Annotated in this window: 18 protein-coding genes and 1 pseudogene; 12 read left to right on the forward strand and 7 right to left on the reverse strand. The window is 72.3% G+C overall.

Annotated elements, in window-relative coordinates:
* Positions 1 to 282 (reverse strand): annotated as a pseudogene (locus ACFV4N_RS23745) (hypothetical protein); the annotation flags it as partial.
* Positions 283 to 483: 201 nt separating this feature from the next.
* Between ACFV4N_RS23745 and ACFV4N_RS23750 the strand changes: the two are divergent.
* Positions 484 to 1,347 carry a manganese catalase gene (locus ACFV4N_RS23750; RefSeq protein ID WP_499674774.1) on the forward strand — a complete coding sequence of 288 codons (864 nt, stop codon included), beginning with the start codon at positions 484 to 486 and terminating at the stop codon, positions 1,345 to 1,347.
* Between the two features lie 75 nt (positions 1,348 to 1,422).
* Positions 1,423 to 2,655, forward strand: a complete 1,233-nt coding sequence (locus ACFV4N_RS23755) for an Nramp family divalent metal transporter (RefSeq protein WP_499674775.1) — start codon at positions 1,423 to 1,425, stop codon at positions 2,653 to 2,655.
* Here the strand turns inward: ACFV4N_RS23755 and ACFV4N_RS23760 are convergent.
* The 3 genes from ACFV4N_RS23760 to ACFV4N_RS23770 all read right to left on the reverse strand — a co-directional run bounded on the left by ACFV4N_RS23760 (position 2,645) and on the right by ACFV4N_RS23770 (position 8,057).
* The gene (locus tag ACFV4N_RS23760) at positions 2,645 to 3,454 is read right to left on the reverse strand and encodes an MBL fold metallo-hydrolase (protein ID WP_499674776.1); all 810 of its coding nucleotides are present in this window, start codon (positions 3,452 to 3,454) and stop codon (positions 2,645 to 2,647) included. The genes ACFV4N_RS23755 and ACFV4N_RS23760 overlap by 11 nt on opposite strands.
* 44 nt (positions 3,455 to 3,498) lie before the next feature.
* Positions 3,499 to 6,741, reverse strand: a complete 3,243-nt coding sequence (gene icmF / locus ACFV4N_RS23765; protein WP_499674777.1) for a fused isobutyryl-CoA mutase/GTPase IcmF — start codon at positions 6,739 to 6,741, stop codon at positions 3,499 to 3,501.
* Positions 6,742 to 6,872: 131 nt separating this feature from the next.
* Positions 6,873 to 8,057: an IS701 family transposase gene (locus ACFV4N_RS23770; RefSeq protein WP_499674778.1), complete on the reverse strand. Its 1,185-nt coding sequence runs from the start codon at positions 8,055 to 8,057 to the stop codon at positions 6,873 to 6,875.
* Positions 8,058 to 8,641: 584 nt separating this feature from the next.
* Here ACFV4N_RS23770 and ACFV4N_RS23775 point away from each other — a divergent pair.
* The 5 genes from ACFV4N_RS23775 (at position 8,642) to ACFV4N_RS23795 (ending at position 13,370) form a co-directional block, all read left to right on the forward strand.
* Complete coding sequence (locus tag ACFV4N_RS23775; protein ID WP_499674779.1) at positions 8,642 to 8,806, forward strand: hypothetical protein; 165 nt, start codon at positions 8,642 to 8,644, stop codon at positions 8,804 to 8,806.
* Positions 8,807 to 9,210: 404 nt separating this feature from the next.
* Positions 9,211 to 9,825, forward strand: coding sequence for an alpha-ketoglutarate-dependent dioxygenase AlkB (locus ACFV4N_RS23780; RefSeq protein ID WP_499674780.1), 615 nt, complete (start codon positions 9,211 to 9,213; stop codon positions 9,823 to 9,825).
* Positions 9,826 to 9,980: 155 nt separating this feature from the next.
* The gene (locus tag ACFV4N_RS23785; RefSeq protein ID WP_499674781.1) at positions 9,981 to 10,787 is read left to right on the forward strand and encodes a phosphatase PAP2 family protein; all 807 of its coding nucleotides are present in this window, start codon (positions 9,981 to 9,983) and stop codon (positions 10,785 to 10,787) included.
* Positions 10,788 to 11,195: 408 nt separating this feature from the next.
* Entirely contained in the window at positions 11,196 to 12,701 is a 1,506-nt protein-coding gene (locus ACFV4N_RS23790; RefSeq protein WP_499674782.1) for a sensor histidine kinase, read from the forward strand.
* Positions 12,702 to 12,716: 15 nt separating this feature from the next.
* Entirely contained in the window at positions 12,717 to 13,370 is a 654-nt protein-coding gene (locus ACFV4N_RS23795) for a response regulator transcription factor (protein ID WP_499674783.1), read from the forward strand.
* A gap of 46 nt (positions 13,371 to 13,416) precedes the next feature.
* Here the strand turns inward: ACFV4N_RS23795 and ACFV4N_RS23800 are convergent, their stop codons facing one another.
* Positions 13,417 to 13,860, reverse strand: coding sequence for a winged helix-turn-helix transcriptional regulator (locus ACFV4N_RS23800; RefSeq protein ID WP_499674784.1), 444 nt, complete (start codon positions 13,858 to 13,860; stop codon positions 13,417 to 13,419).
* A 667-nt stretch (positions 13,861 to 14,527) separates the two neighbouring features.
* The gene (locus tag ACFV4N_RS23805; protein WP_499674785.1) at positions 14,528 to 15,019 is read right to left on the reverse strand and encodes a MarR family winged helix-turn-helix transcriptional regulator; all 492 of its coding nucleotides are present in this window, start codon (positions 15,017 to 15,019) and stop codon (positions 14,528 to 14,530) included.
* A gap of 93 nt (positions 15,020 to 15,112) precedes the next feature.
* Here ACFV4N_RS23805 and ACFV4N_RS23810 point away from each other — a divergent pair, with 93 nt between their 5' ends.
* Together ACFV4N_RS23810 and ACFV4N_RS23815 are read left to right on the forward strand one after the other, a co-directional pair.
* Entirely contained in the window at positions 15,113 to 15,652 is a 540-nt protein-coding gene (locus ACFV4N_RS23810) for a YceI family protein (protein ID WP_499674786.1), read from the forward strand.
* A 277-nt stretch (positions 15,653 to 15,929) separates the two neighbouring features.
* Positions 15,930 to 16,427: an ATP-binding protein gene (locus ACFV4N_RS23815; RefSeq protein ID WP_499674787.1), complete on the forward strand. Its 498-nt coding sequence runs from the start codon at positions 15,930 to 15,932 to the stop codon at positions 16,425 to 16,427.
* Between the two features lie 178 nt (positions 16,428 to 16,605).
* On the opposite strand, the gene ACFV4N_RS23820 is transcribed toward ACFV4N_RS23815, so the two are convergent.
* Positions 16,606 to 17,451 carry an EamA family transporter gene (locus ACFV4N_RS23820; protein ID WP_499674788.1) on the reverse strand — a complete coding sequence of 282 codons (846 nt, stop codon included), beginning with the start codon at positions 17,449 to 17,451 and terminating at the stop codon, positions 16,606 to 16,608.
* A gap of 315 nt (positions 17,452 to 17,766) precedes the next feature.
* Here ACFV4N_RS23820 and ACFV4N_RS23825 point away from each other — a divergent pair, with 315 nt between their 5' ends.
* The 3 genes from ACFV4N_RS23825 to ACFV4N_RS23835 all read left to right on the forward strand — a co-directional run.
* A complete protein-coding gene (locus ACFV4N_RS23825) occupies positions 17,767 to 18,384 on the forward strand; it encodes a GTP pyrophosphokinase (RefSeq protein WP_499674789.1) in 618 nt (205 codons plus the stop codon).
* Positions 18,385 to 18,831: 447 nt separating this feature from the next.
* On the forward strand, positions 18,832 to 20,106 hold the full coding sequence (locus ACFV4N_RS23830; RefSeq protein WP_499674790.1) for a serine hydrolase domain-containing protein: 1,275 nt from the start codon (positions 18,832 to 18,834) through the stop codon (positions 20,104 to 20,106).
* Positions 20,107 to 20,175: 69 nt separating this feature from the next.
* Positions 20,176 to 20,555: AMP-binding protein (locus tag ACFV4N_RS23835; protein WP_499674791.1), on the forward strand; the 380-nt coding region annotated here is incomplete at its 3' end.

Raw genomic sequence — 20,555 nt, forward strand, 5'->3', positions numbered from 1 at the left:
CCCCAGCAGCAGGGCGTCGTCGGCGGTCTCGACCAGCGGCTCACCGGGCTTGGTCAGCCGCCACAGGGTTGATCTCAGGCACGCGGCGGCCCGGCGCGCGGTGGCCTCGGGCCACAGCAGCGCGGCGACCACCGCCCGGCTGACCGGCTCCTCGCGCAGCGCCAACAACGCCAGCAGCTTCCGCACGCTGGGCAGCACGTGCACGCGCGCGTGGTCGAGGTCCAGACCGAAGCCGTTCAGCAGGTGGATCGTGGTCCGGGGTTGCACGTGGGTTTCGCTCATCGGGCAGGGCCCATCTGCGTCGAGGGTGTGTAGGGCCGTCGGGTGCCCTCAGATTGCCGCACCACACCACCCCGGTCGATTTTTTCGCCCGGGTGACCAGGAACGGTGCCGTGGCGGTGACGCCCCCGTGGCGCGACGGCACGCCATCGGTCACACCGCGTTCCTAACGTCGGTCCCACTGACCCGATCGGAGGAGGCAGGATGTTCCTGCACACCAGCAAGCTTCAGTTCGAGGCCAAGCCCTCCAAGCCGGACGCGCTGTACGCGCGCAAGCTCCAGGAGCTGATCGGCGGCGCCTACGGCGAGATGACCGTGACGATGCAGTACCTGTTCCAGGGCTGGAACTGCCGCATCGAGGGCAAGTACAAGGACCTGATCATGGACGTGGCCACCGAGGAGATCGGCCACGTCGAGATGCTCGCGACGATGGTGGCCCGCCTGCTGGAGGGCGCGCCGTCGGAGGTCACCGCCGAGGCCGTGAACGACCCGGTGGTGGCGGCCGTGGTCGGCGGCATGGACGTCCAGCAGGCCATCGTGAGCGGCGGCGGGCCCACGCTGTCCGACAGCAACGGCGTGCCGTGGAACGGCCGCTACATCGTGGCCAGCGGCAACCTCATGGCCGACTTCCGGGCCAACGTCGCGGCCGAGGCCCAGGGCAGGCTCCAGACCGCGCGCCTCTACAACATGACCGACGACCCGGGCGTGCGCGACATGCTCAAGTTCAACCTCGCCCGCGACACCGCCCACCAGAACATGTGGCTCGCCGCGATCGAGGAGCTCCAGGAGGACGGCCTGGAGGGTCCGATCAGCCCGAGCGCGCTGTTCGACGAGGAGAACCAGGAGCACGCGGGCACCATCTGGCACAACTCCGACGGCGCGCACGGCCCCGAGGGCCGCTGGGCGTCCGGTCCCGCGCCGGACGGCTCGCACGAGTTCTCCTACCTGATGGAGCCGGTGCCGCTCGGCGGCAAGGCGTCCGCGCCCGCGCCCGACCCGCTGCTGTACGCCACCAGCCCGGCGAACCTCGGCCTGATCGACAAGGCGATCAACAAGCTCACCAAGTGACCGCGGCGGCGGCCGCCCCCACCGGCGGCCGCCGCGCCCACCTCCCCGTCCGTCCCCGTCGAGAAGGAAGGTGAGATGGTCGGCGCCCCCGTCGCCTCACCCCTCGTCCTGCGCCTGCGCTCGGCCGCCGTGGTCATGGGCCCGGCGTTCGTGGTCGCGGTCGCCTACGTCGACCCCGGCAACTTCGCCACCAACATGGCGGGCGGCGCCGCCCACGGTTACCTGCTGCTGTGGGTGATCGTCAACGCGAGCGCGCTGGCGATGTTCATCCAGTACCAGTCGGCCAAGCTGGGCATCGTCACCGGGCGCAACCTGCCCGAGCTGTGCCGCGAGCACTACCCGCGGCCGGTGACCCGGCTGCTGTGGGTCCAGGCGGAGCTGGTGGCGATGGCCACCGACCTCGCCGAGTTCGTCGGCGCGGCGGTGGCGCTGAACCTGCTGTTCGGCGTGCCGCTGCTGCCCGCCGCGCTCATCACGGCCGCGGTGTCGGCGGGCATCCTCGCGCTCGCGCCGCTGCGCCGGCGGCGGTTCGAGTCGGTGATCATCGGCCTGCTGGCGATCGTGCTCGGCGGGTTCCTCTACCAGGCGCTCCGGCTGGGCCCGCCGACCGGCGCGGCGGCCGGCCTGGTGCCCGGTTTCGCCGGCGCGGACAGCGTGCTGCTGGCCACCGGCATGCTCGGCGCGACCGTCATGCCGCACGTCATCTACCTGCACTCCGCGCTCACCCAGCACCACCACACCACCGAGCCCCGGGCGCGGCGGCGGGCGCTGCGGGCCAGTCGTGCCGACATCGTGGTCGCCCTGGGCGTGGCCGGCGCGGTGAACGCGAGCATGCTCGTGGTGGCCGCGGGCGCGTTCCACGGCTCCGACGCGCCCCGCGAGTCGCTGGAGGACATGCACGGCGGCCTGGGCGACCTGCTCGGACCCGGCGCGGCGCTGGCGTTCGCGCTGGCGCTGCTGGCCTCGGGCCTGGCCGCGTCCAGCGTCGGCACCTACTCCGGCCAGGTCGTCATGGAGGGCTTCCTGCGCCGGCGCATCCCGCTGTGGCTGCGCAGGCTGCTGACCATGGCGCCCGCGCTGGCGGTGCTCGCGCTGGGCGTGGACCCGACGCGGGCGCTCGTACTCAGCCAGGTGGTGCTGTCGTTCGGCATCCCGTTCGCCCTGGTGCCGCTGGTGCTGCTGACCAGGCGCCGCGACGTCATGGGCGAGGCCGCCAACCGGCGGGCCACCACGCTGGTCGGCGTGGCGGGCGCGGCGGTGATCTCGGCGCTGAACCTGTTCCTGCTGGTCCGCACGGTCACCGGCTGAGCCGCGTCGGCAGGTCCACCGTGCCGCCCCGCTCGACGCGCACCACGGTGGCCGCCGGCCGGCGCCGGTCGACCTCGGCCAGGAAGTCCGACAGGGGCGACTTCATCACGGTGTAGTCGTCGTAGTGCACCGGCACGGCGTACCGGGGCCGCAGCAGTTCCAGCAGGTCGGCGCCCTGCACGCCGTCCATGGTGAGCAGCACGCCGAGGGCCCTCGTGCCGCCGAGGTGCACCACGGCCACGTCGATCTCGGGATAGCGCTCGCGGATCCCCCGCAACCCGTCGTGCATGAGCGTGTCGCCGCTCAGGTAGACGCGCAGCGGCCGGGCGTCGGGCGCGGCCCGGTACTCCACCATGCTGCCCATCACCGGCGGCAGGAACCGCTGGACCACGCCCGGCGCGTGCCGGCCGGGCAGCGAGGTGACCGTGACGCTCGCCCCGCCCTTGGTCAGGGTCAGGTCGGCCCAGGTGGGCAGCGCGACCGTCTCCCGGAACCCGCGCCGCTCCAGGTGGCGCGCCGCCTGCGGGGTGGTCAGCACCGGCAGGTCGCGGTTCAGCTCGCGGACCGCGACCCGGTCGAAGTGGTCGCCGTGCATGTGCGACAGCAGCACCGCGTCCAGCGGGGGCAGCTCGTCGATGCGCACGGCCGGGTCCTTCAGCCGCCGGGACACCAGCCCGTTGCCCAGGTAGGTCCACTGGCCCCGCCGGATGAAGTTGGGGTCGGTCAGCAGGGTGAACGGCCCGAGGTCCAGCACCGTCGTGGCGTTGCCGATGAACCGGAGGGTGTTCTGCTCGTCCATGGGCACGGGGTGCCCGAACCTGGCACCCCCAACCGGCGGACGGCTCAGACGTTGCGCCGGTACTGGCCGCCCACCTCGAAGAACGCCTCGGTGATCTGGCCCAGCGTGCACACCCGGGCCGCGTCCACCAGCACCTCGAAGACGTTCTCGCCGGCCGTGGCGGCCTTCTTCAGCCGGCGCAGCGCGGGCTCGGCCTCCGCGGCGTGCGCGGCGGCGAACGCCCGCGTCCGCTCGACCTGGGAGCGCTTCTCGTCCTCGGTGGCGCGGGCCAGCTCGATCGTCACCGGTTCGCGTGAACCGCTCTCGGGCAGGAACGTGTTCACGCCGATCAGCGGCAGCGAGCCGTCGTGCTTGCGCTGCTCGTAGAGCATCGACTCGTCCTGGATGCGCCCGCGCTGGTAGCCGGTCTCCATCGCGCCCAGCACGCCGCCGCGCTCGGACAGCCGGTCGAACTCGGCGAGCACCGCCTCCTCGACCAGGTCGGTCAGCTCCTCGACGACGAACGAGCCCTGGAGCGGGTTCTCGTTCATCGACAGGCCCCACTCCTTGTTGATGATGAGCTGGATGGCCATGGCGCGGCGCACCGAGGACTCCGTCGGCGTGGTGATGGCCTCGTCGTAGGCGTTGGTGTGCAGCGAGTTCGTGTTGTCGTACAGCGCGCACAGGGCCTGCAGCGTGGTGCGGATGTCGTTGAAGTCCATCTCCTGCGCGTGCAGCGACCGCCCGGAGGTCTGCACGTGGTACTTGAACTTCTGCGACCGCTCGTTGGCGCCGTAGCGCTCCCGCATGGCGATGGCCCAGATGCGCCGCGCCACGCGGCCGATCACGCTGTACTCGGCGTCCATCCCGTTGGAGAATAAGAACGACAGGTTGGGCGCGAAGTCGTCGATGTCCATGCCCCTGGCCAGGTAGGACTCGACGTAGGTGAACCCGTTGGCCAGGGTGAAGGCGAGCTGGCTGATGGGGTTCGCCCCGGCCTCGGCGATGTGGTAGCCGGAGATGGACACGGAGTAGAAGTTGCGCACGTCGTTGCGGATGAACCACTCCTGGATGTCGGCCATCATCCGCAGCGAGAACTCGGTGGAGAAGATGCAGGTGTTCTGGCCCTGGTCCTCCTTGAGGATGTCGGCCTGCACGGTGCCGCGCACGGTGGCCAGCGCCCGCGCCCGCAGCTCGCGGGCCTCCGCCTCGGCCGGCTCGCGGCCGTGCTCGGCGCGGAAATTGTCGAGCTGCTGGTCCACGACCGTGTTGAGGAAGAACGCCAGGATGGTCGGCGCGGGCCCGTTGATGGTCATCGACACCGACGTGGTCGGCGCGGTCAGGTCGAACCCGTCGTAGAGCGCCTTCATGTCGTCCAGGGTCGCGATGGAGACGCCGGACGTGCCGATCTTGCCGTAGACGTCCGGCGGGGTGCCGGGGTCGCGGCCGTAGAGCGTCACCGAGTCGAACGCGGTGGACAGCCGGGTCGCCTCCGAGCCCTGCGACAGGTACTTGAACCGCCGGTTGGTGCGGAACGCGTCGCCCTCGCCGGCGAACATCCGCGCCGGGTCCTCGCCCTCGCGCTTGAACGGGAACACGCCCGCCGTGTAGGGGAACAGGCCGGGCAGGTTCTCCGAGCGCAGGAACCGCAGCAGAGTGCCCTCGTCCTCGTAGCGGGGCAGCGAGACGCGGCGGACCCGGTTGCCGGACAGCGTCTCCCTGGTCAGCCTCGTGCGGATCTCCCGGTCGCGCACGCGGACCACCAGCTCGTCGCCGCTGTAGTCCTCCACGACCCGGGGCCACCGGGCCAGCAGCTCGGCGGCCTCGGCGTCGACCTGCTTCTCGGCCGACTCCAGCAGCGAGGTGATCGCCGCGGTGTCGTGGCCGGCGGACTCCAGCTCGTCGCGCGCCGCGCGCAGGTGCGCGACCCGGCGCACCGCGTCCACGTGCGTCTCGGTCGCCCGGTGGTAGCCGCGCACGGTCTCCGCGATCTCGGCCAGGTAGCGGGCGCGGGAGGCGGGCACCACGGTGGCCGCCGACGTCGACACCTTGCCGGTCGCGGCGGGCAGCGCGCCCTCGTCGACGGCCAGCCCGCGCCGCGCCAGCTCGTCGCGCAGGTGCTGGTAGAGCGCCGTCACGCCGTCGTCGTTGAACGTCGCCGCGGACGTGCCGAACACCGGCATGTCCTCCCAGGAGGCGCCGAACGCCTCGCGGTTGCGCACGAGCTGGCGGGCCACGTCGCGGCGGGCGTCCTCGGCGCCCCGGCGCTCGAACTTGTTGATCGCCACCGCGTCGGCGTAGTCCAGCATGTCGATCTTCTCGAGCTGCGACGCGGCGCCGAACTCGGGCGTCATCACGTACAGCGAGAGGTCGACGAACGGCACGATCGCCGCGTCGCCCTGGCCGATGCCCGGCGTCTCGACCACGACCAGGTCGAACCCGGCCGCGCGACAGGCCAGGATCGCGTCGGACAGGCCGTCGGGCACCTCGGAGCCCGCGCGGCGGGTGGCCAGGGAGCGGAAGAAGACCCGGTCGCCGTCCAGGCAGTTCATCCGGATGCGGTCGCCGAGCAGGGCGCCGCCGCCCTTGCGGCGGGTCGGGTCCACGGCGAGCACCGCGATGCGCAGCTTGTCCTGCTGGTCGAGCCGGAACCGGCGGACCAGCTCGTCGGTCAGCGAGGACTTGCCGGAGCCGCCGGTGCCGGTGATGCCGAGCACCGGGACGGTCCGCGAGCCGGCGGACGCGGCCATGCGCTCGCGCACGTCGTCGGGCAGCCGGCCGGCCTCGATGAGGGTGATGGCGCGGGCCAGCACGTCGTCGGCGCCGGTGAACAGGGCGTCCCAGGACGACGGCGGGCGCTCGGCCAGCGGGTGGTCGCACGCCTCGACCATGGTGTTGATCATGCGGGCGAGGCCCAGCTCCTGGCCGTCGGCCGGGGAGAAGATGCGCGCCACGCCCCGCGAGTGCAGCAGCTCGATCTCGTCGGGCACGATGACGCCGCCACCGCCGCCGAAGACCTTGATGTGGCCCGCGCCGCGCTCGTTGAGCAGTTCCACCAGGTAGGTGAAGTACTCGACGTGGCCGCCCTGGTAGGCGCTGATGGCGATGCCCTGCACGTCCTCCTGGACCGCCGCGTCGACGACCTCGCGCACCGACCGGTTGTGGCCCAGGTGCACGACCTCCGCGCCCTGCGACTGGAGGATGCGGCGCATGATGTTGATCGCCGCGTCGTGCCCGTCGAACAGGCTCGCCGCGGTGACGAAGCGGACCGGGTGCTGCGGGGTGTGCAACGGGGTGGCAGCGGTCACGACGGCTCCTCCGACATCGACGACTGATCCCAGATTACTAGGACATCCATCTATCGGAAGTAATACCGAACTGTGGCCCGCGTCACCGGGCCGGGGGTCTTCGTCGTCCTGCCCCCGGCCGCGGCGGGCCGTCAGGCGTGCGGCCGGAGGAGTCGCCCATCCTCGCACCCCGGGTGGTCCTCGCCGGTGAGCACCCGGTAACCGTGGGCCACCGACGCCAGCGTCACGTGGTGGTGCCAGCCCCGGAACGAGCGACCCTCGAAGTGCAGCAGGCCGAAGCCCTCGGACAGCCGGTCCACCTCCGCGCCGACGAGCGCCTCGGCGTGCAGCAGGTCCACCAGCTCCCGGAGGCCGACGGGCCCCGGGTTGGCGATCCAGACCGCCCGCGGCCGGTCCTCGCCCGCCTGCCACTCGGCCAGCACGTGGCGGGGCCGGCCGCCACCCGCCCGCGCGTGCCCCGGCAGGGTCGTCAGCACGAAGTCGGACGCGGTGACCGCGCCGGTCGCCTCGTCGCGCCGGGACAGCGTGGTCCGACCGCGCCGGGCCGCCGCCGCGACGAGCTGCCCCACGGTGCGGGCCCCGCTCGACGCGCCGACCAGGTTCACCGGCAGCACCGGCGTGGCGGCGGAGACCCGCGCCAGGTACCGCATCCCCCGCTCCTCCAGCCCGCCGAGCAGCGGCAACGCGTCCGGGTCACCGCTGAGGTCCACCACGACGGGCGCGACGGGCAGCCCCCAGGAGCCCGCCATCTCGTCGAAGCACTCCAGCGGGTACCGCCACGCGCGCCGGGACCGCTCGCCCTCCGGCACCCGGCTCTTGGCGCGCCGCCCGGCGTCGTCGTCCCACGACCTCGGCAGGAGCAGCCGCCAGTTCACCGCCACCGCGCCCCGGTCGCCGACGAGGAACACCCCGACGGCGCGCTGGCAGTTCAGCATCCGGCGCTCCGAGGGCGCGTACTGCCTGGCCACGCCCACCGAGCCGGCCCCGTTCTTGGGGAACGCCACCTCGCGCACCACCCACGCGCGCGGCCGAGCCCCCCGGTTCACCAACTCGGCCAGGCGCCGCCGCACCGGCGCCCACGGCCACGGGCTCTGGTTGACGAACTGCTGCAACGACTGGCCGGCGTCGTGGCCGAGCACCCCCTCTGAGATGCGCCTGATCGACTTGCGCCCCGGGACCAGGAGCAGCCCCCTGACGTAGACCTCGGCCCAACGGCGCTGGTCGGACCTCCCCAAGGTCTCGAACAGCGCGTCGCAGAACTCGGCCAGGCCGGACGTCCCCCGCGGTCCGGCCTCGTCGGTCGCTCGTTCCCCCATGCCTCTCGTCCCCCTCCGGCGATCGGACGGCCGCGAGGCGGGCCCGACCCGGGGCCGCACCGCGCTCCGTCAACTGGGCACACCCGCTCCCGGGGGGACGTTCAAGGCACCACGCGACCCGCCGCCGCTCCGCCGTCACCGCACCCGCGATCGCCCCAGTTCCCCCGGGAACACCGGCCCTCCCCGGCCGGCAATCGCCCGCGGACCCCCATTCCCACCCGCGGACCGCAACACGCCCCTGACCGCCGGCGAAATGCCCCCATGGCGTTGACGACACCGGCGACCACCCGGGGCAGACGCGCCGACCGGCCCGTTCGCCCCCAACGGCCACGTCGAACGGATCACCCGAGGGGCACGTCCCCACCCGGGGCCAACATTACCGTGATCCCGCCCCGCGAGAACCGAATACTTTTCGCTTATTCGAATGGCATTCGCCTTTCCTGGGGGTACCGGGCGGTAGACACGCCGGCACACCACCCGATCCAGCGACCCGATCCACCTCGTTCGGGTCGTTCCGCGACCCTGCCCGAACCCGATCACGATCACACGTGTAACTTGCCTCCAAAAGGGGTAGAGGGACGTCCATGAGCAGCACACCGATCTACGACGAGCTGGCCGCCATCCTGCTCGCCGACAACCCGGCGGTGGCCGACGCGGCTCCGCAGCACCAGGCCGAGCAGCCGGCGGAAGAGCCGGCCAAGCAGGCCCGCCCCGGCGGCAGGCGGCGCAAACCCGAACCGGAAGCCTGAGTCCACGGCTTCCCGGCCTCCAGACCTCCTGGGCCGGCCTCCAGACCTCCTTGGGCTAGCCTCCCGGCCCTCCTTGGGCTGACCACCCGGCACTCTTGGGCCGACTTCCCGGGCATGACCCTCCTGGCCCTGCCGGGCCAGCCTCCCCCGGCCCCTCCCGAGCTGGCCTCGTCGGCCCAGCTGGGCCCGCCGGCCCCGCTCACCCGGCCCCCGGTCCCGGCCCCCGATCCCCGGCCCTCGGCCCCCGGCCCTCCCGAGCCGACCACCCCGCTCCTCCAGGCTGACCCCCCCCGGGCCGGCCTCCCCCGATCCTCCCGGGCCAGTACCCCCCGGCCCTCCCTGCCCGAACGCCTCCGACCCTCCCTGCTCGAACAGGCGTTCGACCCTCGCGCTATGCTGCACACATGCAGGTGTCGCTGTTCGACGACGGCGCCGACCCCGCACTGCGCCCCCTGACCGGCCTCCGGCGAACCGCCCTCGACGACGGTGCGTGGGTCGACGTGCTGCCCGGCTGGCTCACCGGCGCGGACGAGGTGTTCCGGCACCTGGCCGACCAGGTCCCGTGGCGGGCCGAGCGCCGGCGGATGTACGAGCGCGTGGTCGACGTGCCCCGCCTGCTCTGCTTCTACGACGAGCAGGTCCCCCTGCCCCACCCGGTGCTGACCGAGGCGCGCACCGCCCTCAGCGACCGGTACCGCGCCGAACTGGGCGAGCCGTTCCGCACCGCCGGCCTCTGCTACTACCGCGACGGCCGCGACAGCGTGGCGTGGCACGGCGACACGATCGGCCGCGGCGCGACGCACGACACGATGGTGGCGATCCTGTCCGTCGGCGCACCGCGAACCCTGGCCCTGCGACCACGCGGCGGCGGCACGACCGTGAAGTACGCGCTGGGCCACGGCGACCTGATCGTCATGGGCGGCTCCTGCCAGCGCACGTGGGAGCACGCGGTGCCCAAGGCGAACGGCGCGGTCGGCCCGCGCATCAGCATCCAGTACCGCCCGCGCGACGTGCGCTGACCGCACGGTCAGTCCACAGTGGACAATCACCGCCGGGTGATCGCCTCCCCACCCGCATAGACCCAAAGGCGTACAGGACCCTATATCCATCGACAAGGTCAACTCATACCCATAGCCAGAAGATCAACCACCACCCCCTCCGTAACCTCGAAGCCATGACAACACCCGTCGTGGCACAAGCGAAATCGGACGCCTCGGTACCGGACGTCCCCGACCTGAGCGCCGAGTGGTACCTGGACCTGGCGACGTGGGCGGCGTCGGGCCCCGGTTGGACGCGGTCGCTGATCGCCTTCATGACCGAGGCCCTGATCGCCGTCATGCTGGTCCTGTTCCTGATCACGTGGTGGCGAGCACGCCACCGACCACCCGTCGCATACCGCCGGGCCTTACTGGCTCCGGTCGTGACGGGGATCGCCTACCTGTCGAGCGAGGCGGTGAAGCTGATCTGGCAACAGGACCGCCCGTGCCGGGCGCTGGGCGAGGTGAGCACCATCATCGCCTGCCCGGAACTGGGCGACTGGTCGTTCCCCAGCAACCACTCGACGATCGCGGGCGCCTCCGCGATGGCGATCCTGTGGTCGAGCAGAGCACTGGGCGCACTGGCCCTGGCGACCGCCGTCCTCGCCGCCGCCTCCAGGGTGCTCGTAGGAGTGCACTACCCGCACGACGTAGTAGCGGGCTTGCTGTTCGGCGCCGCCGTGGCCACCACCCTCCCCCTGCTGGCCCGACTGCCACTACCCGTACCGGGCAACCGCTTCACCAAGCGCCCTCTCCCCTCCGCCGCACCCCCACCCCCATCCGCACCCACCTCATCCGCACCCACCCGCCCCACACCCTCCCCCTCCGCACCGACCCGCTCCGCACCCACCCGATCCACGCCTTCCCCATCCGCACCTCCCTCCTCCTTCCCATCCCCCACCTCCCCATCCCCCTCGGAGCAAACGGTGCGCTTACCACGTTGAGCAACCAGACCAAGGCCTTGTGGACGCGCTGCGCTCAGTGGGACCGATGTCGGTGGAACGGCTCTCCCCGGCCCAGTCCGCATGAAAACCACGATCGGGCGGTTGTTCCACACTCAATCCCACCGGTCTCTCGACACTCGCCCCGCACCGCTCGCCCCCTCCGCCACCGACGACCGTCGAGTCAAGCCGGCAGTGGCTCCCGGCCGTCCTCCTGTCCCTCTCCGACCGCCTCACCCTTGCGCCGCAACGCTTTCAGCCACGAAGCGCTTGCCGGCGCAACCTAAGTAGGCTGACCTCCCACTCGCCGACGGCCGCGCGTCGTCCCGTGAGGGGAACGCCGCCACACCACCCACACGGGGTCATCCTCCGGGCGATCCCCCTCACCGGAAGGCGTGAACGATCGATCAAATGTTGACGGTGCGCGCCCTGCTCCTGTGGGCGACCACGGCCGTCCCGGTGCTGTGGGCGGCGGCCACGTCGAGTCCCGAGCGCATCACCTGGTGGCAGGCGGGCGGGTACCTGGCGGTCTTCACCGGTCTGCTCGTGCTGGTCCGCCACCGGCCCATCACGGCGTTGACGCTCGCCCTCGCCACCTGGCAGGTGGGCTTCTTCGCGCACGTGGAGCGGGACACCACGGTCGCCGTGTTCGCGACGGCCGGTGGGCTGGTCGCGCTCGGGTTCCTCGCCGGCCGGAACGCCGAGGAGGAGCGGTGGGGCGTGGTGGCGTTCACGGTCGCCGTGGCCGCGGAGGTGGTCGTGGCGGTGGTGCTGGGCATCGGCGCGGACACGGTCGTGGCCGGGGTGGCGTCGCTCGCGGTGCTGGCCGCCGTGCCGTGGTCGTTCGGGAGGTACCGGCGCGGGCTGACCGAGCTGCTCGGCGCGGCGTGGGAGCGGGCGGCGGTGCTGGAGCGGGACGCGGCGCAGGCGCGGGCCCAGGAGCGGACGCGGCTGGCGGCGGAGATGCACGACCTGGTGGGCCACGAGCTGGCGCACGCGGCGTTGCGGGTCGGCGCGCTGGAGGTCGACCAGACCTTGTCGCCGGCGCACCGGGAGGCGGTCCGCGAGGCCCGCGCCGCGGTGACGACGGCGGCCGAGCGGCTGGCGGACGTGGTGCGGCTGCTGCGGTCCGAGCGGAACGCGGCGGAGGAGTCGGTGGAGGAGGTGGTGGAACGGGCCCGGCGGTCCGGGATGCGGGTGGAGCTGGAGGTGCGGGGGGCGGCGACGCCGGACCAGGTCATCACGCGGACCATCCACCGGGTGGTCACCGAGGCGGTCACCAACGCGATGAAGCACGCGGCGGGCGCGGCGGTGTCGGTCGTGCTCGACCACCGCGGCGATCCCACCGAGGTGCGGGTGTCCAACGGGCCGGGCAGGCCGGGCGCGCCCCGGACCAGGGGTGGCGGGCGCGGGCTGCTGGGGTTGAACGAGCGCGTCTCGCTGGTCGGCGGCGAGCTGACCGTGCGGTGGCCCGAGGACGGCGGGTTCGAGCTGGTCGCCCGGGTGCCGGACCGCCCGGCGTCGGCGCGGTCGACGGACGGGGTGACGCAGGTCCTGCGGCTGCGGGCGCAGGTGCGGGCGCGGAGGAACACGCGCCGCGCCGTGCGGCTCGCGGTCGGGGTGACGTCGGTGGCGGTGCTCGGCGTGGTCGGGTACCGGGTGTACGACGCGGCGGCTTCGGCGCTGTCCCCCGAACGGTTCGCCGAGCTGCGGGTCGGGCGGCCCGAGGCGGAGGTCGCCGCGCTGCTGCCGGGCCGGACGCGTGCCGAGGACACCGGTGACGGGCCCGGCGGGTCGGTGTGCCGCCTCTACAGCACGCACCCGAACCCGTTCGACGAGCGCCGCCACGACCGGTACCGCGTGTGCTTCCGGGACGGCGCGCTGGTGGCCAAGGACCTGCTCACCCGCGACCCGTGAGGCAGGATGCCGGACATGATCAAGGTGGTGCTCGCCGACGACGAGGCGATCGTGCGCATCGGTGTCCGGGCGGTGCTCGCCTCGGCGGACGACGTGGAGGTGGTGGCCGAGGCGGACAACGGGCGGTCGGCGGTGGACCTCGTGCTGAGGCACCGACCGGACGTCGCGGTCCTGGACATCCGGATGCCGCAGTTGACCGGCCTCGACGCGGCGGCGGAGATCCGGCGGGTCGCCGAGGGCACGGCGACGTTGATCCTCACCACGTTCGCCGAGGACTCCTACATCTCCAGGGCGCTAGGCGAGGGCGCGAGCGGCTTCGTGCTGAAGACCGGCGACCCGCACGAGCTGATCGCGGGCGTGCGGGCGGTCGCGGCCGGTGCGGCCTACCTGTCCCCGCTGGTGGCCAGGCGGGTGGTGGACCACCTGTCGGGCGTCGGCCCCCGGCTGCGGGCGGCGGAGCGGGTGGCGGTGCTGACCGAGCGGGAGCGGGAGGTGCTGGGCCTGGTCGGGGCGGGGCTGTCCAACAGCGAGATCGCCGCCCGGATCCACGTCGTGGAGGGGACCGTGAAGGTCTACGTCAGCTCGATCCTCAAGCGGCTGGACCTGCGCAACCGCGTCCAGGCGGCGATCGTCGCCCACGAGGCGGGCCTGATCCCGACCGACACGTGAAGCCCACGCCGGTACCCGCGCCCAGCCGACGGGGTCGGCCGGTTGGTCACCGGACCCGGCGGACGGTCATGTCGGAGCGGTCGACGTCCTGGCCGCAGCAGGCGCACACCAGGCGGACGTCGACGCGACCGCCGCAGTCGTTGTGCTCGGCCACGCTCGGCGGGCCCGCTTCGCCCGCCAGGTAGTGGTCTCCCCACTCCATCAGCGCCATCAGCACCGGGGCGAGTCGTCGCCCCTTGGCTGTCAGCCGGTACTCGTGGCGCGGTGGCCGGTCCTGGTACAGCACGCGCTCCATCACGCCGTGGTCGACCAGGCCGTTGAGGCGGTCGCTGAGCACGTTGCGCGCGATCGGCAGGCAGTTCAGGAAACCGTCGAACCGGGTCACGCCGTGGAAGGCGTCGCGCACGATCAACAACGTCCACCGCTCACCGACCACTTCCAGCGAACGGGCAATCGAACAGACCTGGCCGTCGTACGTGCGTCGAAGCATCTGCGCATGATAACCACGAGTTTCGCGAAGAGACTCACTCATCCGATGATCTGATCACAGGCCGTAACTGTCACGACAGGACGCCTGAGCGCACCGTGATGACGGGCCTCCCGCCCCACCTGACCGGCCACCGGCACGCCACGCCCCGGACGACTGCCGGCCAACCGCCCGCCGCGTGACGCGGCGGCGGCGCTGTGCGGCACCGACCGCAGTGCCCGCCCGGGCCCCGCAGTCCGAAGTGGACCTTGATCACACGACCGCAGTGCGACAAGAGGTCGAACGACCGTCAACGGGGCGGTGCGCCCCCCTGGCTCCGGCGCGCGGATCCGCTCCGGTCGACCTACGGGCCGCCGGCCCGAGTGCGTCCACATCGGACACCGGTGCCACCCGGACGCGAGCACCACCAGGGCGCGGGCATCACCAGGGCGCGGTGGCTCCGGTCACGCGTCGGTGACGGGACAAACCCTGGCCCGGTCACACGCGGCAGCCCAGCCCAGCAGCCCGGCCCGGCGGTCCGACCCGGCCGCCTGGTTCGACAGCCCTGGCACCTCCGACAGCCCTGGCACCTCCGACAGCCCTGGCACCTCCGACAGCCCTGGCACCTCCGGCAGCCCTGGCACGTTTTGCAGCCCTGGCACGTTTTGCAGTCCTGGCATGCCCGGCAGCCCTAGAACTCGGCCAGCTCCTCGCGGACCTTGGCGCACTCGACGGTCAGGCCTGCGTCCATCGCGCGGCTGATGTCGGACAGCACGCGCAGCTGCTCGGGCGTCAGCACGTCGAACAGGTGCTCGCGCACCGCGGTCACGTGGCCGGGCGCCGCAGCCTCCAGCGCGGCGTAACCCGCACCGGTGAGCGCGGCGATCGACCCGCGCCGGTCCGACGCGCAGGCCCGCCGCTCGACCCAGCCCTCCTTCTCCAGCCGGGCCACCGCGTGCGACAGCCGCGACCGCGAGGAGTGGCAGGTCGCGGCCAGCTCGCTCATGCGCAGGGCCCGGTCCGGCGCCTCGGACAGCGCGACCAGGATCTCGTAGTAGGCCATGGGCATCCCGGAGTCCCGCTGGAGCTGCCGGTCCAGGTGCTCGGTGAACTTGGTCACGGCGGTCATGAAGCCACGCCAGACCTGTTGCTCCTCGGCGCTCAACCACCGCACTTCGCTCATGTCACCCATCATAGGTTGTTGTTGAACCCTCAACCAGGATGCGCTATGTTCTGTTGAGAGTTCAACCAAGGCAATCGACACAAGGGACCGACCATGACCTCGACCCAGATCCCCGGCTACCTCGTCGGCACGTGGGCCATCGACCCCGTGCACTCCGACGTCTCGTTCGTCGTCCGCCACCTGGGTGTGTCCAAGGTCCGCGGCCACTTCGGCACGTTCGAGGGCACCATCGTGACCGCCGAGAACCCGCTGGAGTCCACGGTCAGCGCCAAGATCGACACCGCGTCGATCGACACACGCAACGAGCAGCGCGACGCCCACGTCCGCGGCGAGGACTTCCTGGACGTCGAGAAGTACCCGGAGCTGACCTTCACCTCCACCGGCGTCCGCGCCCACGGCGAGGGCTTCCTGGTGGACGGCGAGCTGTCCTTCCACGGCGTGACCAAGGCCGTGACGCTGGAGCTCGAGGTGAACGGCTTCGGCGACGGCTTCGAGGGCGCCAAGGTCGCGGGCTTCTCCGCCTCCACCGAGATCAGCCGCAAGGACTTCGGCGTGACCGGCGGCCCGGCCGGCGCCGTGGTCGGCGACAAGATCACCATCCTGCTGGAGATCGAGGCCGTCAAGCAGGGCTGAGCCCCGCGGACGGAAGGGCCCGCCGGGTGCTCCCGGCGGGCCCTCGGCGTGCCCGGAGCGGCACGAACGGGGTGCTGTTCCCTCCGGAGAGTCATTTCGATACGGTCCCTCGACGCGACGACGGCACGTGAACCGGGCCACGTGTTCACCCGTAGTAGGTCTTGAAACCGGCTTGGACACAGTCCGCTCACAGTCGTAGACCGCGTGGGTGACAACGGACGCCGTCATGGCACCATCTGGCGCAACACGCGTCGGACGCAGGCGAGGAGGGACCCGCGTGAACGCCCAAACCGAACAGGTCGACGACCTTCGGCTCGTCGCGCTGCCGACGGCGGTGAACGTCGCGGACATGTTCGTGCGCTTCTCGTTGGGCGAGTGGCGCTTGCGGGCCATGCAGGACGAGGCCGCGCAGACCGTGCGCCGCCTGGTCGGCGCGGCCGTCGACGTCGCCGACCGGCGCGCCCCGGGCTTCCTGCTCGTCCGGCTGCGGCTGTCCGGCAGCCACCTGGTGGTGGAGGTCGAGGGCAACCGCGTCGCGCTGCCGCCGGAGCTGGCGAGCGGGCGCGCGGGCCTGGTCGACCTCACCGCGGGCGGCCACCTGGCGTGGTGCGAGCTGCCGCTGCCGTCGGGCATGAACGCCTCGGCCGTGCCGCTGCCGCGCCGCGAGCCGCGCCGCTCACCCGCCGCCGAGCAGATGGGCGACGAGCCGGACGTGGACCCGGAGGTCATCCAGCGCATCCTCTACGGCCTGGGCGGCGGCGGCCGCACCGACTAACCCGGCGCGAGTCATGCGCTCAACCCCGGCGTGTCATGCGCTCAGCCCCCGCATGTCGTGCACTCGCGCGGACCCGTGCGGCGATCGGGCTCCCGAGTGTTGAACTCGGGGGTCCTGAACGCATGACTCGCGAGGTCCGAGCGCATGACACGCGGGGGCTGGAGGCATGACTCGCGGGTCAGGGGCGGGTCAGGGCGGTTAGGGACAGGGCCAGGACTGCCATGCCGCACCAGGACGCCAGGGGGAGGCGTTCGTGGAGGACCACGACGCCCAGGACGGCCGCCACGGCGGGTTCGGCCAGGGTGAGGGTGGTCGCGGTGGCGGCGGTGGTGTGCCGCAGGCCCAGGCCGAACAGCAGGTAGGCCAGGAACGTGGTGAACACCGCCAGGTGGGCCGTCACCCCCAGGCCCGCCGGGGTGGCCAGCCAGCCCGCGCCCAGCCACCACAGCAGCGGCGCGGTGAGCAGGGACGCGCCGCCGAACACCGTGCCGACCACGGCCCGCGACGGGTGGCCGAGGCCGATCAGGTGCGCGCAGACGACCGAGTACGCGGCGTAGGACAGGCCCGCCACGAGCGCCAGCGCCACGCCGACCAAATCGACGTGCGCCCCGCCACCGCCCAGCACGAGCACCGCGCAGCCGGCGACGGCGGTCGACGTGAGCAGGGGGCGCGTGCGCACGCCCAGCACGATCGGCGCGGTGGCCAGCGCCACGGTGGTGGCCACCGCCACGCCGGTGCGCTCCACCGCCGGGTAGAACGCCAGCGCGTAGCCGGCCACGGTCACCGCGCCGAGCAGCAGCAGCCGCCGGTCCGCGGTGCGCAGCACGTCGCGCGCGCCGCGCGCGGTCAGGGACAGCAGCAGCCCGCCGAACACCAGGCCCGCCGCGCCGACGGCCGCGGCGGGGGCCGAGGCGGGCGCGAAGGAACTGGCGGTGCCGGTGGTGCCCCACAGCAGGCACGCCGCCAGGATCGGCAGCGGGCCGGTGGTGAAGCGAGGACGTGCTCGTACGCCAAGGGTTGACACGGGATCTCCGTTCGCGGGAAAGCCGAGAAGGTGGGCGCGAACGGGCGCAGCACTGCCGAGCGGGTGCCGGAGGTGGCGGATCAACCGGTGACGGGTCAGCGGGTGACGCGGTCGACGGGTGGCCAGGCCAGGCGGTGACGAGGCCAGGCGGTGACGAGGTCGGCCCGCGACGGGATCAGCCGGTGACGGGATCGCCGGTGGTGGTCAGCCGGTGGTGGTGCGCCCGGTCAGGCGCACGGCGGGGGCAGGACCACGTGCCAGTGGGTGTTCACGATCCGCATCTTAGCGGACCCGACCGGCGGTATTCTGGGGATCATGGACGTCGGCGTGGCGGACGACCTGCTGCGGCGGTCTCTGGTGGTGCACAAGTTCGCGGTCGAGGAGCTCATGACGAAGCTCCGCATCCTCAGCGAGGAGTTCGACCTGATCCACCGGCACGACCCCATCGAGCACGTCACCCAGCGGGTCAAGCGGCCCGACGCGATCCTGGACAAGCTCCGGCGCAAGGGCCTGCCCGCCGACCTGGCGCTGGCCGCCGAGCACCTGGACGACGTGGCGGGCGTGCGCGTGGTCTGCCCGTTCGTCTCCGACGTGTACCGGGTGCGCGACATGCTGGCCCGCCAGAGCGACGTCGAGATCCTCAAGACCAAGGACTACATCGCCCGGCCCAAGCCCAACGGCTACCGCAGCCTGCACCTGATCGTGCGCATCCCGGTGTTCCTGTCCGACCGGGTGGAGCACGTCAAGGTCGAGGTGCAGCTGCGGACCATCGCCATGGACTTCTGGGCCACCCTGGAGCACAAGCTCTACTACAAGTACGACGACCAGGTGCCCGCCGGCTTCGTGGAGGAGCTGACCAACACGGCCGCCATCGCGGCCGAGCTGGACGCCCGCATGGAGGCGCTGCACCTGGAGGTCCAGCGGGACGACTGACGGGTCCGGCCCCGCCCGGCCCCTCCCATCGCGCCCCGCACATTTTCGACCACTCAGCGCGACCGCCGCGTTCGACGCTACGGAGTGGTAACCGCAAACGACGCCTCCGGGGTTCGGTTACGGACCTTAAGGAATTTTTCAGCAAATCAGTCCGATTAGGGCAGAATTAACGTCACGTGCCCACTGGATGGACAGCCTACGCACCCCTGCAACCGTTGCCAGGCGACTGCGAATAAAGCTCGCGTACTGGGCTTCCTTTACGAGACTGGCCGGTCCAAACCAGCCGTTCGAGTGAAACGCACGACACCTTCCCCGAACGTCCGGTTACCCGAGGACAAAATTGTCGGAGCCAATTACGTGAATGCTCCGTTCGGCGGTCGCGACACTCTGGGAACAACAGTCAACGTTGGGTCCGCAGCCGCCCTGGCTCATTCTCAGAGGATCAGGATGGACACCCACAAGATCTCCGCTCGATTAGCCGCGCTCGCCCGCGCGCACGGCGTGCCGGGCCTCCAGTTCGCCGTGCACCGCGCCGGTCGGACCTGGACCCACCAGGTCGGCCTGCCCGCCGACGCCGCGGTCCCCGTCGGCTCCATCACCAAGACGTTCACCGCGACCGTCGCCATGGCCCTGGTCTCCGACGGCGACCTCGACCTCGACGCGCCGCTGTCCGACCACCTGCCCGCGGTGGAGGACGAGCTGACCCTCCGCCACCTCCTCAGCCACACCGGCGGCCTGCCGTCGGACCCGGAGGACGTGCGCACCACCTCGCTGCGCCGCCACGTGGAGCAGGCGGTCCGCGACCTGGACCTGCTGCACCCGCCCGGCGAGGGCTTCTCCTACTCCAACATCGGGTACTCCCTGGTCGGCCACCTCGTCGAGGTCGCGACCGGCATGTCCTGGTGGGAGGCCGTGGACGCGGTGCTGCTGCGCCCGCTGGGCATCCGGCCGCGGTTCACCGTGGGCCCGAGCACCGACGCCGGCATCGCGCCGGGCCACGCCGTGAACGCGAGCACGGGCCGCGCCGTCCCGGTCGCGCAGTCGCTGGCCCTGGTCGACGCGCCGGCGGGCGCCCTGGCGGTCAGCGCGACCGACCTGGTGGCCTTCGGCCGCATGCTCGGCGGCGCCGCGCCGCACCTGATCGACCCCGAGGACCTGGAACTGATGCGCACGCCCGTGCGGCACGCCGAGCCGTTCGGCATGGCCGACGGGTGGGGCCTCGGGCTCGCGCTGTTCCAGCGGGACGGGGTGCGCTGGGTGGGCCACGACGGCACCGCCGACGGCACCTCCTGCCACCTGCGGATCAACCCCGAGGACGGCACCGCGGTGGCCCTGACCACCGACGCGAGCAGCGGCTTCGCGCTGTGGCGCGACCTGGTCCCGGAATTGGCCGACGCCGGCCTGCCGGTGGGCGATTACGACGGAATGCGCAACCTGAACCGCCGCATCCCGCCGCCCCGGGACTGCACCGGCAGCTTCCGCAACGGCGACGTCGAATACGCCGTGCGCGCCGTGGACCGGGAGCGGCTGGCGCTCACCGTGGACGGCGAGCCGTTCGCCGACCTGTCGTTGTTCGACGGCCTGGTGTTCGCCATGCGGGATTCGGACACGGGCGACACCAACCAGACCGGGCGTTTCCTGCGGGACCCGGGCGACGGGAGCATCCAGTGGATCCAGATCGGCGGCCGACTGGCCCGCCGACAGGTCCCGGAAATGGCCTGAAAATCACGTTTAGGCCCCCATTCGAACGGGTAACGCGCGCCCGTTGAACCCAGAAAGGCACTTCTCGCGATGACGCACGCCCAAAACCTGCCGGCCATGGTGGCCGCGCAGGCCCTGCGCACACCCGACGCGGCGGCCGTGGTGTCGGCCGAAGGGGCGGTGACCTACCGGGAGCTGGAGGAGCGGGCCAACCGGCTCGCCCACCTGCTGATCGCCAAGGGCGCGCGTCGCGAACGTGTCGTGGCACTGGCCATGCCGCGGTCGGTGGACATCGTGGTGGCGCGGCTGGCCGTGCTGAAGGCGGGCGCGGCCTACCTGCCGATCGACCCGGCCTACCCGGCCGAGCGGATCGCCTTCATGATCGCCGACGCGGACCCGCTGCTGGTGCTGGACGGCCCGCTGGACACCGCCGACCAGCCCGCCACCGCGCCGGAGGTGGACATCCGGCC

It is taken from the genome of Actinosynnema sp. NPDC059797 (genome assembly GCF_042732085.1).
Classification (GTDB): domain Bacteria; phylum Actinomycetota; class Actinomycetes; order Mycobacteriales; family Pseudonocardiaceae; genus Actinosynnema.

Bases quoted from the DNA above. Each gene is read 5' to 3' on its own strand.
- ACFV4N_RS23755 (WP_499674775.1), top strand. From the start codon at position 1,423: ATGGTCGGCGCCCCCGTCGCCTCACCCCTCGTCCTGCGCCTGCGCTCG.
- ACFV4N_RS23790 (WP_499674782.1), top strand. From the start codon at position 11,196: ATGTTGACGGTGCGCGCCCTGCTCCTGTGGGCGACCACGGCCGTCCCG.
- ACFV4N_RS23810 (WP_499674786.1), top strand. From the start codon at position 15,113: ATGACCTCGACCCAGATCCCCGGCTACCTCGTCGGCACGTGGGCCATC.
- ACFV4N_RS23825 (WP_499674789.1), top strand. From the start codon at position 17,767: ATGGACGTCGGCGTGGCGGACGACCTGCTGCGGCGGTCTCTGGTGGTG.
- ACFV4N_RS23750 (WP_499674774.1), top strand. From the start codon at position 484: ATGTTCCTGCACACCAGCAAGCTTCAGTTCGAGGCCAAGCCCTCCAAG.
- ACFV4N_RS23800 (WP_499674784.1), bottom strand. From the start codon at position 13,860: ATGCTTCGACGCACGTACGACGGCCAGGTCTGTTCGATTGCCCGTTCG.
- ACFV4N_RS23830 (WP_499674790.1), top strand. From the start codon at position 18,832: ATGGACACCCACAAGATCTCCGCTCGATTAGCCGCGCTCGCCCGCGCG.
- ACFV4N_RS23775 (WP_499674779.1), top strand. From the start codon at position 8,642: ATGAGCAGCACACCGATCTACGACGAGCTGGCCGCCATCCTGCTCGCC.
- ACFV4N_RS23805 (WP_499674785.1), bottom strand. From the start codon at position 15,019: ATGAGCGAAGTGCGGTGGTTGAGCGCCGAGGAGCAACAGGTCTGGCGT.
- ACFV4N_RS23770 (WP_499674778.1), bottom strand. From the start codon at position 8,057: ATGGGGGAACGAGCGACCGACGAGGCCGGACCGCGGGGGACGTCCGGC.
- ACFV4N_RS23780 (WP_499674780.1), top strand. From the start codon at position 9,211: ATGCAGGTGTCGCTGTTCGACGACGGCGCCGACCCCGCACTGCGCCCC.
- ACFV4N_RS23785 (WP_499674781.1), top strand. From the start codon at position 9,981: ATGACAACACCCGTCGTGGCACAAGCGAAATCGGACGCCTCGGTACCG.
- ACFV4N_RS23760 (WP_499674776.1), bottom strand. From the start codon at position 3,454: ATGGACGAGCAGAACACCCTCCGGTTCATCGGCAACGCCACGACGGTG.
- ACFV4N_RS23795 (WP_499674783.1), top strand. From the start codon at position 12,717: ATGATCAAGGTGGTGCTCGCCGACGACGAGGCGATCGTGCGCATCGGT.